Annotated in this window: 15 protein-coding genes; 5 read left to right on the top strand and 10 right to left on the bottom strand. The window is 52.2% G+C overall.

All coding sequences use genetic code 11. The features are described 5' to 3' along the window. Positions 1–3: 3 nt before the first annotated feature. The gene (locus B9Z43_RS07260) at positions 4–1230 is read right to left on the bottom strand and encodes an efflux RND transporter periplasmic adaptor subunit (protein ID WP_233249957.1); all 1227 of its coding nucleotides are present in this window, start codon (positions 1228–1230) and stop codon (positions 4–6) included. A 127-nt stretch (positions 1231–1357) separates the two neighbouring features. Here B9Z43_RS07260 and purT point away from each other — a divergent pair, with 127 nt between their 5' ends. The 4 genes from purT (at position 1358) to B9Z43_RS07280 (ending at position 6490) form a co-directional block, all read left to right on the top strand. Beyond that, the gene (gene purT, locus B9Z43_RS07265) at positions 1358–2494 is read left to right on the top strand and encodes a formate-dependent phosphoribosylglycinamide formyltransferase (protein WP_108324185.1); all 1137 of its coding nucleotides are present in this window, start codon (positions 1358–1360) and stop codon (positions 2492–2494) included. A gap of 247 nt (positions 2495–2741) precedes the next feature. After that, on the top strand, positions 2742–4070 hold the full coding sequence (locus B9Z43_RS07270; protein WP_108324186.1) for a protein kinase: 1329 nt from the start codon (positions 2742–2744) through the stop codon (positions 4068–4070). 145 nt (positions 4071–4215) lie between these two features. Then, complete coding sequence (gene galE / locus B9Z43_RS07275; RefSeq protein ID WP_108324651.1) at positions 4216–5229, top strand: UDP-glucose 4-epimerase GalE; 1014 nt, start codon at positions 4216–4218, stop codon at positions 5227–5229. A gap of 7 nt (positions 5230–5236) precedes the next feature. Then, positions 5237–6490, top strand: coding sequence for an O-antigen ligase (locus B9Z43_RS07280; RefSeq protein ID WP_108324187.1), 1254 nt, complete (start codon positions 5237–5239; stop codon positions 6488–6490). 31 nt (positions 6491–6521) lie between these two features. Here B9Z43_RS07280 and B9Z43_RS07285 read toward each other — a convergent pair whose 3' ends face one another. Continuing rightward, a complete protein-coding gene (locus tag B9Z43_RS07285) occupies positions 6522–8156 on the bottom strand; it encodes a polysaccharide biosynthesis protein (RefSeq protein WP_369910080.1) in 1635 nt (544 codons plus the stop codon). On the opposite strand from B9Z43_RS07285, the gene B9Z43_RS17540 reads away from it, so the two are divergent. After that, positions 8146–8487, top strand: a complete 342-nt coding sequence (locus B9Z43_RS17540; protein WP_369910081.1) for a hypothetical protein — start codon at positions 8146–8148, stop codon at positions 8485–8487. The genes B9Z43_RS07285 and B9Z43_RS17540 overlap by 11 nt on opposite strands. Here the strand turns inward: B9Z43_RS17540 and B9Z43_RS07290 are convergent. From B9Z43_RS07290 to B9Z43_RS17035, 8 genes are read right to left on the bottom strand one after another with little or no spacing between them, the layout of a single operon-like run. After that, positions 8456–9664, bottom strand: a complete 1209-nt coding sequence (locus tag B9Z43_RS07290; RefSeq protein WP_108324189.1) for a DegT/DnrJ/EryC1/StrS aminotransferase family protein — start codon at positions 9662–9664, stop codon at positions 8456–8458. The genes B9Z43_RS17540 and B9Z43_RS07290 overlap by 32 nt on opposite strands. Before the next feature lie 19 nt (positions 9665–9683). Continuing rightward, entirely contained in the window at positions 9684–10337 is a 654-nt protein-coding gene (locus B9Z43_RS07295; RefSeq protein WP_108324190.1) for an acetyltransferase, read from the bottom strand. Then, positions 10334–10927 (bottom strand): sugar transferase, encoded by a 594-nt coding sequence (locus B9Z43_RS07300; RefSeq protein WP_108324191.1) that lies wholly within the window; start codon positions 10925–10927, stop codon positions 10334–10336. Before B9Z43_RS07300 ends, B9Z43_RS07295 begins: the two co-directional genes overlap by 4 nt. Next, on the bottom strand, positions 10911–12059 hold the full coding sequence (locus B9Z43_RS07305) for a glycosyltransferase family 4 protein (RefSeq protein ID WP_108324192.1): 1149 nt from the start codon (positions 12057–12059) through the stop codon (positions 10911–10913). The genes B9Z43_RS07300 and B9Z43_RS07305 overlap by 17 nt, the downstream gene beginning before the upstream one ends. 16 nt (positions 12060–12075) lie before the next feature. Continuing rightward, complete coding sequence (locus B9Z43_RS07310) at positions 12076–13179, bottom strand: glycosyltransferase (RefSeq protein ID WP_108324193.1); 1104 nt, start codon at positions 13177–13179, stop codon at positions 12076–12078. Positions 13180–13183: 4 nt separating this feature from the next. Further along, positions 13184–13966 carry a glycosyltransferase family A protein gene (locus tag B9Z43_RS07315; protein ID WP_108324194.1) on the bottom strand — a complete coding sequence of 261 codons (783 nt, stop codon included), beginning with the start codon at positions 13964–13966 and terminating at the stop codon, positions 13184–13186. A gap of 24 nt (positions 13967–13990) precedes the next feature. Then, complete coding sequence (locus tag B9Z43_RS07320; protein ID WP_108324195.1) at positions 13991–15214, bottom strand: oligosaccharide flippase family protein; 1224 nt, start codon at positions 15212–15214, stop codon at positions 13991–13993. Then, the gene (locus B9Z43_RS17035) at positions 15211–16479 is read right to left on the bottom strand and encodes a hypothetical protein (RefSeq protein WP_146183879.1); all 1269 of its coding nucleotides are present in this window, start codon (positions 16477–16479) and stop codon (positions 15211–15213) included. The genes B9Z43_RS07320 and B9Z43_RS17035 overlap by 4 nt, the downstream gene beginning before the upstream one ends. Positions 16480–16491: the final 12 nt, after the last annotated feature.

A 16491-nucleotide genomic window follows, 5' to 3' on the forward strand; every position in this document is an offset into this window, starting at 1 on the left:
CGCTCAAGGTTGCGCACGCACGCGCTGGCCTTCGCGCAGCGTATTAGCACCACCGCCAGGCATGGCGATCACGGCATCGCCCTCGCGCAAACCGGCCAACACCTCGACCCACGCGCCACCGCGCAAGCCCAGCCGCACCGGGCGGCGCACCGCATGGCCCGCATCGCGCAGCCACACCCAGGGCGCTGGCCCATTGATGTCGTTGACGTGCCCCACCTGCAGCGCCAACGCTTGCGGCTTGCGCGCCACCGCCATGTCCACCGACACGGTCATGTCTTGCCGCAAAGTGTGAACAGGCTCCTGCACATCGAGCTTGACCTCCACCGCCCCGGTCTGCGCATTGATGCCGGGGTTGATGTAGGCCACTTGGGCCTTGAACTTTTGCTGTGGGTAAGCATCGGCCGAGGCCAACGCCTGCTGACCCAGCGCGATCAGGCGCAGGTTTTTTTCATCGATCTGCACCACCAGCTGCGTGGCCCCTTCGGGTGACAAAGTCATCAAGACCTTGCCCGCTTGCACCACATCGCCCACCTCCACCGTGCGGCCAATCAGCTGGCCACTCACGGGCGCCTTGACCACCGCATAGCGGGCCTTGGCGCCCACCACTTCGGCGTTGGCCTGCGCCTCGGCCACGGCACCCACGGCCAGGCTGTGTTCAGCGCCGCCGACTTGGGTCGATGCCACTTGTTTTTGTGCGGCCAGCGCTTGCGCATCGGCCAGCGCCAAAGCCTTGCGCGACTCGTCCAGCGCAGCCTGCCCGATGAAGCCTTGTTCAAACAAAGCCTGATTGCGCTGCCCGCTGGCCCGCGCTGCGTCCAAGTTGGCCTGTGCCTGGCGCAGCGTCTGCTGCACCACCGGCCCCTGCAAATCGTTCAACTGGCGCAGCCTGCCTTGTGCCTGCACCACGGCCAGCTCGGCCTGGCGCTTGGCCGACTGCAGCTCGGAGCTGACCAACTCGATCAGCACATCGCCCGCCTTGACGGCCTGCCCCTCCACCACGGGCACACGCGCCACCGTGCCGGTGATCTGCGCACCAATGTCTACCCGGTGCGGCGTCTCCACCCGGCCACTGGCCACCACGGTTTGCAACAAATCACGGGGCTGCACCGCCTCGGTCTGCACCTGCGGACCCATCCACCAGCGCCACAAAGCAGCGCCCAGCAGCAGCGCCAGCAAACCCATCAACAATTTGCCGCCATGTTGGCGAACCCAGGTCCAAACAGCATTCATGCGGCCATTGTGTGGGGCCTGCACACGGGTGCACATGACGCAGGTCAAGAACCCATCGCCTGCAGGCCTCACGTCAGTGATCTGGGCAACAATAGCGGCTGTCCACTTATTTACACCCCTAACTCTTATGAAAAAAATACTGCTTTTGGGTTCTGGTGAACTCGGCAAAGAATTCGTCATCAGCGCCAAGCGCTTGGGCTGCCACGTGATCGCCTGCGACAGCTACGCCGGTGCCCCCGCCATGCAAGTGGCCGACGAGTTTTGCGTCTTCAGCATGCTCGACGAAGCGCCCCTGCGCGCCGCCATTGCCAAATACCAGCCCGATTTGATCGTCCCCGAGATCGAAGCCATCCGCACCGAAGTGCTGCTCGACGTGGAAAAAGAAGGCTTTGAAGTCATCCCCAGCGCCCGCGCCGCCAACCTGACCATGAACCGCGACCGCATCCGCGATGTGGCCGTGGGCCTGGGCGTGCGCACCGCCAAGTTCAGCTACGCCGAGTCGGCCGAAGAGCTGATGGCCCGCGCCAAGGAAATCGGTTTTCCGGTCGTCATCAAACCGGTCATGAGTTCGTCGGGCAAAGGCCAAAGCGTGGCCAAGACCGCCGCCGACATCCAGGCCAGCTGGGACTACGCCTGCGCCGGCATGCGCGGCGACCGCCAGAAAGTCATCGCCGAAGAATTCATCAACTTCGAGTTTGAAATCACCCTGCTCACGGTGCGCCAGCGCAAGGGCCCCACGCTGTTTTGCGAACCCATTGGCCACGTGCAAGAGCGCGGCGACTACCAATACAGCTGGCAGCCCCAGGGCATGAAGCCCGAGCAAATCAAAGCCGCACAAGACATGGCCGAAAAAGTCACCACCGACTTAGGCGGTGCGGGCCTGTTTGGCGTGGAGTTTTTCGTGACCAAAGACGAGGTGATCTTCAGCGAACTGAGCCCCCGCCCGCACGACACCGGCATGGTCACCCTCATCAGCCAGAACCTGAGCGAGTTCGACCTGCACGCCCGCGCTGTGCTGGGCCTGCCGATTCCGACCATCGAATGCGTCGAAGGCGCCAGCGCCGTGGTGCTGGCCGACAAGGAAGGCAAAGACCCCAAGTTCACTGGTGTCGAAGCCGCTTTGAGCGAACCCGGCGTGGACGTGCGCCTGTTTGGCAAACCCACCACCCGCCCCTACCGCCGCATGGCCGTGGCCCTGGCCAAAGGCCCCAACGCACTGCAACGTGCGCGGGATGCGGCGGGCAAGATCAAGGTGGTGGTTTAAGTCGGGCTCACGCTGAGATGATGTGCCGTGACACGCCGATGGATCCCGGGTCAAGCCCGGGATGACACGGCAAGCGCTTACAAATTGGCGGGCGGAGACAAATTCGTTTTGTCATCCCGGGCGAAGACCCGGGATCCATCTTCACTCTGGCTGGCATTGACGATTTGAGTTTGTCATCCCGGGCTTGACCCGGGATCCATCTTCAAAGCACCACCAACCCACAAACAAGCACTCTCAGTCCTGAAACATGCACACCCTGGAACAACTGCGCTCCGGCCAACTGGCAGGCGCCCGCGAGATAAAAATCGCGGGCGGCCTGAGCGAGTTCCCGCGTGAAATATTCGACTTGGCCGACACGCTGGAAGTGCTGGACCTGTCGGGCAACGCCTTGTCAGCCTTGCCCGATGATTTTGCGCGGCTGCACAAGTTGCGCATCTTCTTTGCCTCCGACAACGCATTCACCGAAGTGCCCGAAGTTCTGGGCCAGTGCCCGGCGCTCAGCATGGTCGGCTTCAAGGCCAACCGCATCCGCCACCTGCCTGGCCAAGCCCTGCCCGCAACGCTGCGCTGGCTGATCCTGACCGACAACGCGCTGAGCGCCCTACCCCCAGAGATTGGCCGATGCGCCCAGCTGCAAAAGCTCATGCTCGCTGGCAACCAGTTGAGCGCCTTGCCACCCGAGCTGGCCGCATGCCACAAGCTGGAGCTGCTGCGCATTTCGGCCAACCGCCTGACCGCGCTGCCCGACTGGCTGCTGCGCATGCCCCGGCTGACCTGGCTGGCCTGTGGGGGCAACCCATTTGGCGAAGCCGCTGAAGCGCAGGTGCTGCACCACGCACCCATCGCCCACATCGCCTGGTCAGACCTGCAAATGCAGCAACAGCTGGGCCAAGGCGCATCGGGCGTCATCCACCAAGCGCTGCTGCACACACCGCAAGGCCTGCTCCCCGTGGCCGTCAAACTGTTCAAAGGTGCCGTCACCAGCGACGGCTGGCCGCACACCGAAATGGCCGTCTGCCTGCACGCAGGCACGCACCCGCAGCTGATCCCGGCGCTGGGCCAAATCACGGGCCACCCTGCGGCCACACAAGGCCTGGTCATGCCCTTGATCGATCCGCGCATGCGCAACCTGGCCGAGCCACCCAGCCTGGCCTCGTGCACCCGCGACACCTATGCCGAGACCACCCGCTTCACGCTGAGCGCTGCATTGCAACTGGCCCATGGCATCGCCTCGGCCGCCCGGCACTTGCACCAGCGAGGCATCATGCACGGCGATCTGTATGCCCACAACATCCTGCACGACGGCCAAGGCCACGCCCTGCTCGGCGACTTCGGCGCGGCCTGGCTTCTGGGCAGCACAGCCCCCTCAACCGCGCAGGCACTGCAACAACTCGAAGTGCGCGCCTTCGGCTGCCTGCTCGAAGAGTTGCTGGACCGTTGCGATGTGGAAGGTCTGGCCCAAGCCGCGCTGGCAGGGCTGCAGGATTTAAAGCAGCAGTGTCTGCGTGAGACACCCGCTGAGAGGCCAGGCTTTGAGGTCATCGAAGACTGGATCGCCACGCTTCGCTCGCGATGACGTACTTCTCGTCATTGCGAGGAGCGCAGCGACGTGGCAATCCAGCTGCTGTGCCCGCTCACACACTGGATCGCCACGCTTCGCTCGCGATGACAGATGAAGGAACTCGCGATGACGGTCCGTGACGAAACACTACAATCAAATGATGCAAAAAACGATATTGATCACCGGCGGCGCTGGCTACATTGGCTCGCACACAGCAGTGGAATTGATGAATGCTGGCCACCACGTGGTCATCGTGGACAACCTGTGCAACAGCAGCGCCAAAGTGCTCGACCGCATCGAAGCACTGGCCGGCAAGAACTTCAGTTTTGTGCAAGCCGACGTGCGTGACAGCGCAGCGCTGGACCAGATCTTCCAGGCGCACCCCATTGAAGGCGTCATCCACTTTGCTGGCCTCAAAGCCGTGGGCGAATCGGTCGCCCAGCCGGTGCGCTACTTCGACAACAACCTCGGCAGCACCCTCACCCTGCTGCAAGCCATGGACCGCGCCAATGTGCGCCGCATCGTGTTCAGCTCATCGGCCACTGTGTATGGCGACCCGGCACAAGTGCCCATCACCGAATCCAGCCCGCTGCAAGTGACCAACCCCTATGGCCGCACCAAGCTCATGTGTGAAGACATCCTGCGTGACCTGCAAGCGTCTGACCCGCGCTGGCACGTGGCCATCTTGCGTTACTTCAACCCGGTGGGTGCGCACATCAGCGGCACCATGGGCGAGCACCCCAACGGCATTCCCAACAACCTCATGCCCTTCATCACCCAAGTGGCGGTGGGCAAGCGCGAATTTTTGAGCATCTTTGGCAATGACTACCCCACGCCCGACGGCACCGGCGTGCGCGACTACATCCACGTGGTCGACCTGGCCTTGGGCCACTTGGCGGCGCTGCGCTACCTGCAAGACAAGCAAGCCAGCATCACCGTCAACCTGGGCACAGGCCGAGGCGTGAGCGTGAAAGAGCTGGCCGACACCTTTGCCCAAGTGACCGGCGTGCCTGTGCCCTATCAATATGTTGCCCGCCGCCCGGGCGATGTGGCCGCCTGCTACGCCGACACCCGCCTGGCCCAAGAAGCCCTGGGCTGGAAGGCCGAGCTGGGCGTGGACCGCATGTGCGCTGACGCATGGCGCTGGCAGTCGCAAAATCCAAACGGGTATTGAACGCCGCATGACGACACCTAAGCTCATCTGGATTCCACTGGCCATCTGCTTGGCATTGGCCAGTTACAGCACCAAATTTGCAGGTGCAGCTTGGACATGGTTTTTGTTAGCCGGTCTGGCCTCGCTTTGGATCAGGCGTTCCACACCAAGTCAGCCTGCATCACAAGCTCATGAACTGGCACGAACTTGGCTGATCTTTACAGCGATGGCATTGGTTCTCAAAACCATTCCCACACTCTATTGGCAAGACCCATGGGCAGAGCGACATGCCGAACTGCGTTTGTTTCTTGGCGCATTGGGTCTGTATGGCCTGACACGTGCAGCTCCGCTGGACAAACAAGCCATGCGGTATTTGACTTTTGCAGGTGCGATCTTTTGCACAGCAGGGCTGATCACCATGCTGCTTTATGGCCAATGGGGGACTCCCACCAACTCCATTCCCTGGGCTGCAGGTATGGCATTCGTCAGCTGCTGGCTGCTTGGTGTTTTTTACATGGACGCCACAACTTGGTCGCGCTGGCTTACATTGGCAGGCAGCATCATCGGTCTTATGGCTGTGCTGGCCAGCGAAAAGCGCGGTGCTTATGGACTGGTCATCATCTTGCCCTGCTTGGCTTGGATTCTTTGGCGCCACAAAATCGCTGGTCTGTTAGCGCCTCAAATAGCAAGCAAAAGATCCTGGGGTATTTATGCAGGATGTGCCTTGCTTGTCGTTGGCAGTTTATGGGGGCTGCAAAAATCTCCTGTGATCGTAAAGCCTGTCATCGCCATCCAAGTCGCGCTTGAAGAACTTCGAAAGTCTCAATCATCTTTATCTGACAACTACAACAGTTCTGTAGGTGCCCGTTTGTATTTGTGGAAACGAAGCGTAGAGGCAATCCGCCAATCACCTTGGATCGGATACGGTCATGCCCAGCGTAAACAACTCCTGCAAACTTGGGCGAACGACACGCAACTAGCAAATCCCCCGGTTTTTGGTCATGTCCACAACGACTATTTGCACACACTGCTCGACCACGGGATATGGGGCTTGGCCAGCTTTCTGAGCTACGCCGCTGGCTTGCTTTTTGTAATTTCCAAACTTGTTCGGCAACAAGCTCACACGAGTGCTTATACATTGACGGGCATCCTCGTGATGCATTTGACAACAACACAGACCAATGTGAACTTTTCCCACAACTACTATCCGACCATGTTGTCCCTGATGATCTGCTTCACCTTGTGGTTCTACTCCAAGTCAGAAACAACAAAGGCGCCATAGGCGCCTTTGTTTAAGCTCCTGTTGCAACCGCTCAAGCGCTCTTTTCATTCTCCATCCAGACCCAGTCCACCACATCGCCATCGGGCTGATAGCCGGGCACCAAGCCCTTGAGCAAGCTACGAATCACAGGCACGTCATTCGCGTTCAAAACCTTGTTCAACTCAGCCAGTTGCCCCTGCAATATTGACCAGGATAGAAATTCTTCGTGCGCCTTCATGATGCGCTTGTGGCTGGTCGGCAATGGGTTGTCACCAATGAGCAATTCCTCGTAAAGCTTCTCACCTGGACGCAGGCCGGTGACTGCGATCTCGATATCACCTTCAGGATTCGCTTCACCACGCACGCTCAAGCCAGACAACTCCACCATGCGCTTGGCCAAGTCCATGATCTTGACCGGCTCACCCATATCCAACACAAACACATCGCCACCGCTGGCCATAGCCCCAGCCTGGATCACCAACTGCGCCGCCTCCGGGATGGTCATGAAGTAACGCGTGATCCGCTCATCTGTCAACGTGATCGGTCCACCATCCTTGATTTGACGACGGAACAACGGCACCACAGAGCCCGAAGAGCCAAGCACATTGCCAAAGCGCACCATGCTGAACCGTGTTTGGCCACCCTGTGCCTTCATGGCTTCGGCTTGTGCTTGCAACACCATCTCGGCCAGACGCTTGCTGGCACCCATCACATTGGTGGGGCGAACCGCCTTGTCTGTGCTGACCAGCACAAAATCAGAAACCCCATGTAAAGCCGCTTGCTGAGCAGTGACCAGCGTGCCATGCACATTGTTTTTGATACCCTCAGCAGGATTGTGCTCAACCAAAGGCACATGCTTGTATGCCGCAGCGTGATACACCGTACTGGGCCTCCAAGTGCGCAAGATCTCTGCCATCCGGTCGGCATCCCGCACATTGGCTAACAAAGGCACCAATGTGATCGACTCATTACCCGTCTCTGCCAAGGTCTGTTCCAACTCGTAGTGGATGTCATACAAAGCAAATTCAGTCAACTCCACCAACAACAAGGTTGATGGATTGGCCGTAACAATCTGACGACATAACTCTGAGCCAATCGATCCGCCTGCGCCCGTGACCATGACCACCTTGCTGGTGATGTTCTTGCCCATCATCAAGGGGTTAGGGGGCACCGGGTCACGACCCAACAAGTCTTCCACCTCCAGTTCACGCAAGTCAGAGACATGAACGCGGCCTTGTGCCAAATCCATCACGCCTGGCAGTGTGCGAACCTGCACATGTGCGGCACGGACCACGTCCAAAATCTCATTACGTCGTGCGCGTGAGACCGACGGAATCGCCAAAAAAACCTGATTCACACGCAACTTACCGACCAAAGACAAGAGATCTTGCGGGTTGTAAATCTTCAAACCATTGAGCACCTGCCCATGCAAGCGGTCATCGTCGTCAAGCAACCCAACCACTACCAATTCAGGGCTGGTCTTGAGAGCTGCAGCCAGCTGGCGCCCTGCTGAACCAGCGCCGTAAATCAGCACCTTCGGCAAATTCTGACGAGTCAAAATCCCTCTGTAGATGCCCCCCAACCACACCCGGACAGTCACACGTGACAAGGTGATGGCAATCAACAACAACAAAGGCTGAAGCACCCCCACCGTTCGTGGAATGCCTGGAACTGAGATGACAGTCATCACCAATCCATACAAAACACTGTACGCAGCGATGGCTTTGAGCACAGTGATCAATGCAGGTAAGCCGGCATATCTGAAAATCGCTCTATATAGACCGAACCCGGTGAAGACAGTGACCCCCAGCGCAAAGCTAAGAACAGATGCGATGGCATGCGCCGAAGACCAAGGTGTCAGCGCATCAAATCTCAAATCAAATGCCGCCCAGACCGTCAAGACACACAGAGCGCCGTCCACAGCGACAGCAACGATTCGCTTGATAGGTCTTGGCAAAGAGACCAAAAAATTAGCGACTTTCCGACTCAACATGCTTGCTGCATCACTTGTTGAATGACTTCACAGGTCTTGGTGATTTCTGCCTGAGTTAAGGTAGGATGGACCAAGAACATGATGGAAGTCTCGCCCAACTCTTTGGCCACAGGCAGTCTTTGCTCTGGACGCCAGCCAGTGCCGTCAAACGCCTTTTCCAAATAGACCTCTGAACAAGACCCTTGGTAACAAGGTACGCCCTCAGCGTTGATGGCTTCGACAATCCGGTCACGAGTCCAACCCGTGGCCAATTGCTCTGGGCGCACATAAACATAGCACTTGTAATGCGCATGTTCACAAGCAGCCGCCTTGCTTATGCACTGCCCTGGGCATGAGGCACATTGAACATCAGGCACTCTCAGGGCAGAAAACGATTTGCAGGTATTCCAAATAGCGCGTGCATTGGCTTTGCGTGCACTTGACCAGCCATGCATCCGCCGCAACTGAATACGCCCAATGGCGGCTTGCATTTCCATCATGCGCCAGTTGGTGCCAAAACTCTCGTGCAACCAACGGAAACCTGGTGGATGCTGACGTTCATAGACAGCTTCATAGCTCTTGCCATGGTCTTTGAAAGACCACATGCTGCGCCAGAGTGCCTCGTCATTCGTCGTGACCATGCCGCCTTCGCCACCTGTGGACATGATTTTGTCCTGACAAAAACTCCAGGCCCCAACGTGACCGATGCTGCCAACAGGTCGTCCCTTGTAACGCGCACCATGAGCTTGCGCACAGTCTTCTATGACTTTGAAATTGTGAGTTTGCGACAAACTCATGATCGGATCCATGTCACAGGGCCAACCCGCTAAATGAACACAAATCACTGCCTTGGTTTTTAGCGTCAACACCTTGGCAATGGTCTCTGCCGACAAGTTACCTGAAGCGGCATCGACATCGGCAAAAACAGGAATTGCGCCTGCATTGACCACACAAGAAATGGACGCAATGAACGTGCGCGGCGTCACCACCACTTCATCGCCGGGCCCAACGCCCAAGGCCTTCAATGCCACATCCAAAGCCAAAGTGCCGTTGGACAAAGCGACTGCATAGCGCGTGCCAGACCATGCTGCGAATTCTTTTTCAAATTCACGGGTCTCGGCACCTGTCCAATAGTTCACCTTGTTAGACATGACTACGCGATGAACTGCATCGGCCTCTTCTGTCGTGAAACTGGGCCATGGAGAAAAATTTGTATTCAGCATTTACAACCCGTAAAAATAATTAACGCACCATCGCGCGAGCTGGATTGCCCACCACCGTGACTCCTGGAGGCACACTCTTGGTCACTACCGCGCCCATGCCCACCACGGCGCCACGGCCAATCACCAGGGGTGCACCCGGCAAACCCTGTTTGATGACGGCGCCAGTGCCAATGTAGGCATGGTCCTCAATGTGCACGTTGCCATTGCACTTCACAGCCGGCGCAAAAGTCACATAGTCGCCAATCACGCAATCGTGTTCGACATAGCTGTAAAGGTTGGCGTGGAAATGATGACCAATACGCACATTGCTGGTCAGCGTGACAAAAGGACACAACACCGCGCCCTGACCCAGCTGCACATCGTCCAGCTGCACAACGTTGGCTGCACGCGCCTCATAAAACTGCACGCCATCGGCAGTGCAGCGCTCCACCAATTTCTGGCGCACTTGGCTGTTGGCAATGGCCACATTCATGTGGCGCGAGCTGGCGGGCTCGGCCATCCATTGGGCATAGGTCAACACCCGCTGTCCGTTGATCAAAGGCGCACTCGGCTGGTCGTCCACGAACACCAGATCAGCCAATCCCGCAGTTAAATCGGCCTGCAATTGCTGGCGGACCAAAGGCAGCACGCCACGGCCACAACCACTGGCCCCAAAAATGGCGAACCGCTTCATGACTCTGACCCCGTGAACTTGGACATCGTCGCCTCCCCTGCCGCGCTGATGCCATCACGCACCAGCACCTTGCGCACCGTGCGCCACAAAATGCGCATATCCAGCCACAAGCTGCGGTGGTCCACATACCAAACGTCCAGAGCGAACTTGTCGGCCCAGCTGATCGCGTTGCGGCCATTGACCTGCGCCCAACCCGTGATGCCTGGTCGCACCTCGTGGCGTCGCGATTGTTCGGGGGTGTAGAGCGGCAGGTACTCCATCAGCAAAGGACGTGGTCCTACAAAGCTCATCTCGCCCTTGATTACATTCCATAGTTCAGGCAACTCGTCCAAACTGCTGCTCCGCAAAAAACGACCAAATGGAGTGAGCCGCTGAGCATCTGGCAACAACTCACCATCTTGTCCGCGCTCGTCGGTCATGGAACGAAACTTCACCATTTCAAATGGCTTGCCATTCAAACCAGGTCGTACTTGCCGAAACAACGCAGGGCCTCCTAGTTTGCGTCTTACTTGCCAAGCCAACAACAGCAAGGGAAGTCCTAGGATCGCCAGACATACAAAACCGATAACAACATCAAAAACTCGTTTCATTCTCCGCCACCACATTCAAAATTTTCATCAATTTTTGATTAATTATGCGAACATCAAAACGCTCTTCGGCAAGACGACGACTCTCGGTTCCCATTGTTGAAACCAGCTCGGGGTTTTGCACAAACCGTAACATCGCAAATGCTAAGGCAGACACATCTCGAGGCGGCACTATGTAACCATTGACACCATCTACAACTGTTTCACGACAACCTGGTACGTCTGTGGTGATGACTGGGCGGCCCATGGCCATGGCTTCTTGGGTGCTTCGCGGAACGCCTTCGCGATATGAAGGCAAAACATAAACACTGGTTTTGGCTAGCCAAGGCTTAACATTTACCTGCCCTGGCCATTCCACAGTGCCATCATTAAGCCAAGGTTGTATGTCAGCTTGGCAGATCGCCCCGGGGTTGTCGTCAAGCCCTCCCAACAGACAGAAACGGACCTTAGGATGCTGCGCTTTAACTAAGCGAGCGGCTTGAAGATATTCCAATATGCCCTTTTCTCGGAGCAAGCGGGCGATGAGAGTAAATGTTAGAGGCTCGGTGTGAAATGCCTGAATTGGCCAATCCTCCAGAGGCACGCCAATGCCACCCAGTAAAAAAGTTTTGCGTAGAGGAAGACCGCACATACGATGTAGATCGCAAGCATCATCAGGATTCAGCACAACCACCCGGTGTGCAAACTTAAAAGCAACACGATACAGTACGGCCAAGACCATGCCCAACAAACGCTGTTTGGCATTGCGTCCATTCATGCCTTCGGTAAACGCATAACCCATGCCCTCGACCATGGCAACACGATGACGAACCCCAGCCAATGCCGCCGCCAGAACGCCCCAAACATTGGTCTTCGCTGCATAGGTGAACACAATATCTGGCTTTTCAGCCTTAAAGTAGCGCCACAACTGAAGAGCTGTGCTCAAATCACTAATCGGATTTAGGCCTGCGCGGGACATATGAAAGTTTGCTATTTTCCCGCCCAAGGCTAACACGGCTGTTTCCATCTGCGGCTGCCAATCGGGTGCGATGACCACGACCTGCACACCCTCTTTTCGCAATGCTTTGATTAATGGCCCACGGAAATTGACAACCGAAGCCGCGTAGTGCGAAATAATAAATAACTTTGAATTCATTTAAATATATAAATTCTTAATTAAAATCTAAATTTGACTTATAAATAGCCAACCATCTTTGAACCACAAAATCCAACGAGAAATGAGTCAACACACGTTGGCGTCCATCTGCACCCAAAGCCTGTGCTTCGCTACTTGACAGTGCCAAAGCTCTAACCAAAGCTTCAGATAAAAGTTTTGAATCGCGTGTAGGGACGAGAAAGCCACAATCGCCCAAAACTTCCTTGACACCACCAGCATCTGTTGCAACAACTACTTTTTCACATGCCATAGCTTCAGCGACAACAAGCCCAAAACCCTCCCAGGCAGAAGACAACACGAATACATCAGCCCCATTCATCCAATCTGAAATTTTGCTTTGAACGCCGAAGAAATTGACTTTGTTTTCAATCCCGAGTTTCTTCACCTCTTGACTCAAATTGGATCGAAGATCTCCATCACCAATGATCCAAAGACGAACATTGTTGGTTATAAGCATTACGTTCGCGAATGCACGAAAAAGATTGGGGTAATCCTTTGCCTCGTGTAATCGACCAACAGCAATAACTACTTTTTCATTTTCAGCTACACCCACTTGCTTTCTAATTTTTATTCGAATTGATTCTTCTGATTTAAATCTCTCTACGTCAATACCGTTAGGTATTGCAATCATTTTTCCGCGCGCCACAGCTCCTTGAGCTTCAAATGAAGTAACAGCTTCCACACTTACGTTAGTTGAAATATTTGCAAGCGATGTTGTTAATCTGTACGCAAGCATTCTCAGCTTTCCACCTTCATTTGTGCTGTGTGCCGTACAAACCAGCCTTGGAATACGACAACTCAGTCTGACAAGGCGTGTAAGAATGTTTGCGTGGACCATATGACTGTGAACTACTGCAGGCTTGAATGAATGGATCAAATTTCTCAGTCCAAAATACGCGTGAAAAAATCCACTGACCGTCTTTTTCATACCCATCCCGACAATTTCTACCTTCTCCGAATTAGGCCTAATTGGTGAAGGCCCTGTGAGATAGGCTATTTTTACCTCGTGTCCAAGTACAGCAAGGCGATCGGCAATATCAACCACCTGACGCTCAGCACCACCAACACCAAGACCAGTAATCACAAATAGAATTTTCATCGTGCTACCTCGACACGGTCGAGTAGAATAAACATTGCATTGCACGTATAGAACATTTGATCTTTAATATCCAAGATTTTTCCCTGAGAAACTGATTTCTATAAAATATACCAAATCCTTTTGGGTTTTTCCTTAGATTTTTTTTAAAGTTTGCTGTGTAACCATCTGCCAAATATTCACAGAGATAAATTGCCTTTTCCGGAATAAACCAAACAGGCCCGTCATCGCCTATTAAATTCCAGACGTACAATTCAGGGACAAATTTCTCACCCTTGAAGACAGGAAATGGATGATTGATCAATTCTTCAGTTCTGAAAATATAAGCCAAATCACCTTTAAAATATTCACCCGCTGCAGTCGGATGCATGAATTTAGGCTCATCTCCAAAATAACTTTTCCCAATAATTGATTCATTAAAATAAGCTTTTCTAAAACAAATACCTGTTGCTCCAGTTTCCCCGACCTTATCAATCTCCAAGGACAAAGCTTGAATCGCATCCTGGGTCAGTGCGTCGTCGCTGTCCACGATGAAAACCCAATTACCAAGAGCTTTATTTGCTCCTTTATTGATGGCCACATGCTTACCCCCGTTGCTTTGATAAATATACCGAATGGGGAAGCCACTATGCAAACTTTTTAGTTTCTCAACAAGCAACTCTGTATGATCAGTGCTACCATCATCAACGATAAGCCACTCAAAGGTCTTTAAAGTCTGTACTTGAAGACTTTCAAATAAACGTAGTAAAGTATGAGCGCGGTTAAATGCTGGCGTAAGTATAGTAATCATGATTCGTTAGTGCACACAGTTAAATTAATATTTTTTTAAAGCCAATAACAAAAGTACGAACGCAAGACCAAACTCTGAGATGAGGAGTGCCATGACCATTCCCAAAGCTGCGAACTCATGTAACAATATCGAGCCAATCAACAGGCTAAATAATGAAAAAAATACCGTTGCTTGGCTAGCTTTTCTAGCTCTTCCAGCAGGAATTAAAATCACCAGTCCAATTGCTTGATTAATGATGCGTAGTGGTATTAGCCAAACAAACCATTTCAACAGATCAGCCGTTTTGATGAACTCTTGTCCAATCACTTGCAAAATAAAGTGAGGGCCAAAATAATAAAGAAAAATAGCACATATTATGCCTATAATAACTGATAATGCCACAACAGTCCAGGCGACCTTATAATCTTTTGCATCTGCTTTAGTAAGGACACGTGAAAAGTGAGGAAACACTGCTGTGAAGAAGGGCGTCGAAAGACCTATAACACCTCGAATGAGTTTTTCGGCAGGAATGAAGATTCCCACAGCTGCTCGGTCTGAAAACGTCCCAATAAGCGCTGGCGCTGCAGTTATCAAAATAGTATTTGAACTTCGATAAACAAATACGTTGAAGCCCAATCTGATTGCATCAATTCCACCGGCAAACCTCAGTCGAATACGAGGCAAATATCTTAAGCAAAGTCCGTTGGTAATAAATGTATTTGCAAAACTTGTTATAGCCATCAATGCCAGTGCCAGATCCGCATCAGCGGGCCCGCTTACAAGTATGTAAAGTAAAATAAGGCAAATCGAGCGAAGAAATAGCTCAAAAATAATTACCGCCCCCACTTTTTCTCTTCCCGTGAAAAACCAAAAAGGACTAAAAGCGAAGGCTAGAAAATATAATATTCCCCAAATAATTTGATTGAAATTAAATGAATTAATTGAATTTAACCCCATCGAAATATAAATTATAAAAAACATTGCCATACATGCTGACAATATAAGTTTCGCAGTTAGGACATCCGAAAAAATCTCTCCTAATTTTTCCTTATTGTCAATTGCTTGCGCAACCTCACGAGCACTACTTAGATTGAATCCATACTCAACAACAACTGACATCAGCACTGCGATTGATTGAATTAGAACTAGCTGTCCATAGGTAGTAGGTCCTAACACTCGAGCTAAAATTGGTATCTCTAGTAATGGTATAACGTATCCTACGAGATGTGCAACAGTTAAGTAGGCTGTATTTTTTGCCACTACTTTCATTTAACTACCGTCATTTCATTTTTTGAAAACAGCCAAGTCGTCATCAGAAAAAATAAGCCCCACTCAGACATTTCTGTACTATACGGGTGAATAGCCATCGTGAAAGCAAAGCCAGCAACACCCAGTGCTGCGGCAGCAGTAAAGTATGAGTTAGATGAAATTAGAATATTTTTAGATTTTGTTAACTGATACACCAAGACAAGAAAAGGGCCAAATATAATTATTAAAAATCCACTCAAACCTATGACACCTACATCTGCGAGCAATGCCAAATATGCATTATGAACAACCATACTTTCACCTTCAGTTTCTGTTACGGCTTTACCAAAACCACACCCAAAAGGCAGGCATTTTTCGGCTTGATTTAATACATCATCTAGCATCTTTATTCGTAAACCATCTCCAGCCGTCAACCGATCCAGTGGTAACGCAAGTATTGACAGCCCCCCGACTGTTTCGGAAATCTTAATCAACAGATATGTTAGAGTTATTGACAATATTAATCCAAAAGCAATCGTAGCAAAAAATGAAAACTTCCTTCCTTTATCCATCACTCTAATAAATAGAATTAGTGCAGTAGAAAAAATAAACCATAAAAAACCAGTTCTACTACCATCGGAAATGACGATGAAAGCGCCGGCCAAATAAATAAATAAATATCTCAAACCCCATTTAGCTGAAGAAATAAAATACCCAAAAGCAATAATTGAAAAGAATGCTCCAGTTTTCCAAAAAACACCTGGGTAAGACAGTGCACTTCCTTGTCGACCATCACCCAACAGAATATAATATGACGTGAAAATATATTTAGACAGCAGATATACAGACAACGAAACCAAAACCGCCATTGCAGATATTAAAAATATTGATCGCCTATCAATATTTTTTGAAATCTCAATAAATATAAAACCAATTAAAATTATTATTAATATCTTTATCGATTGATAAAAAGTCTTTAAATCAACATTCACCAATGCAGATATAATGAATCCAAATATCATTAACAAAGAACCAATAACGAAAATTTTAAAATAGGCAGACTTACCCCAACCATCATATTTATTAACTACGTACTTTTTATGATAAAATATAGATACACAGGACCACACACCCCACAACAACCAATATCCCATCGGGGTTATTACATTACGAACATCACCCAAAACAACCAAAAGAGATGCCGCAAACATAATAAGCACTTCTTGTCTGCAAAGCCATCGCCGATCAACTATTAATGCTGAAGAATTTAAATTATTTAAATTCATATTTATTTAATA

Source organism: Limnohabitans sp. MMS-10A-192 (genome assembly GCF_003063335.1).
GTDB lineage: Bacteria > Pseudomonadota > Gammaproteobacteria > Burkholderiales > Burkholderiaceae_C > Limnohabitans_A.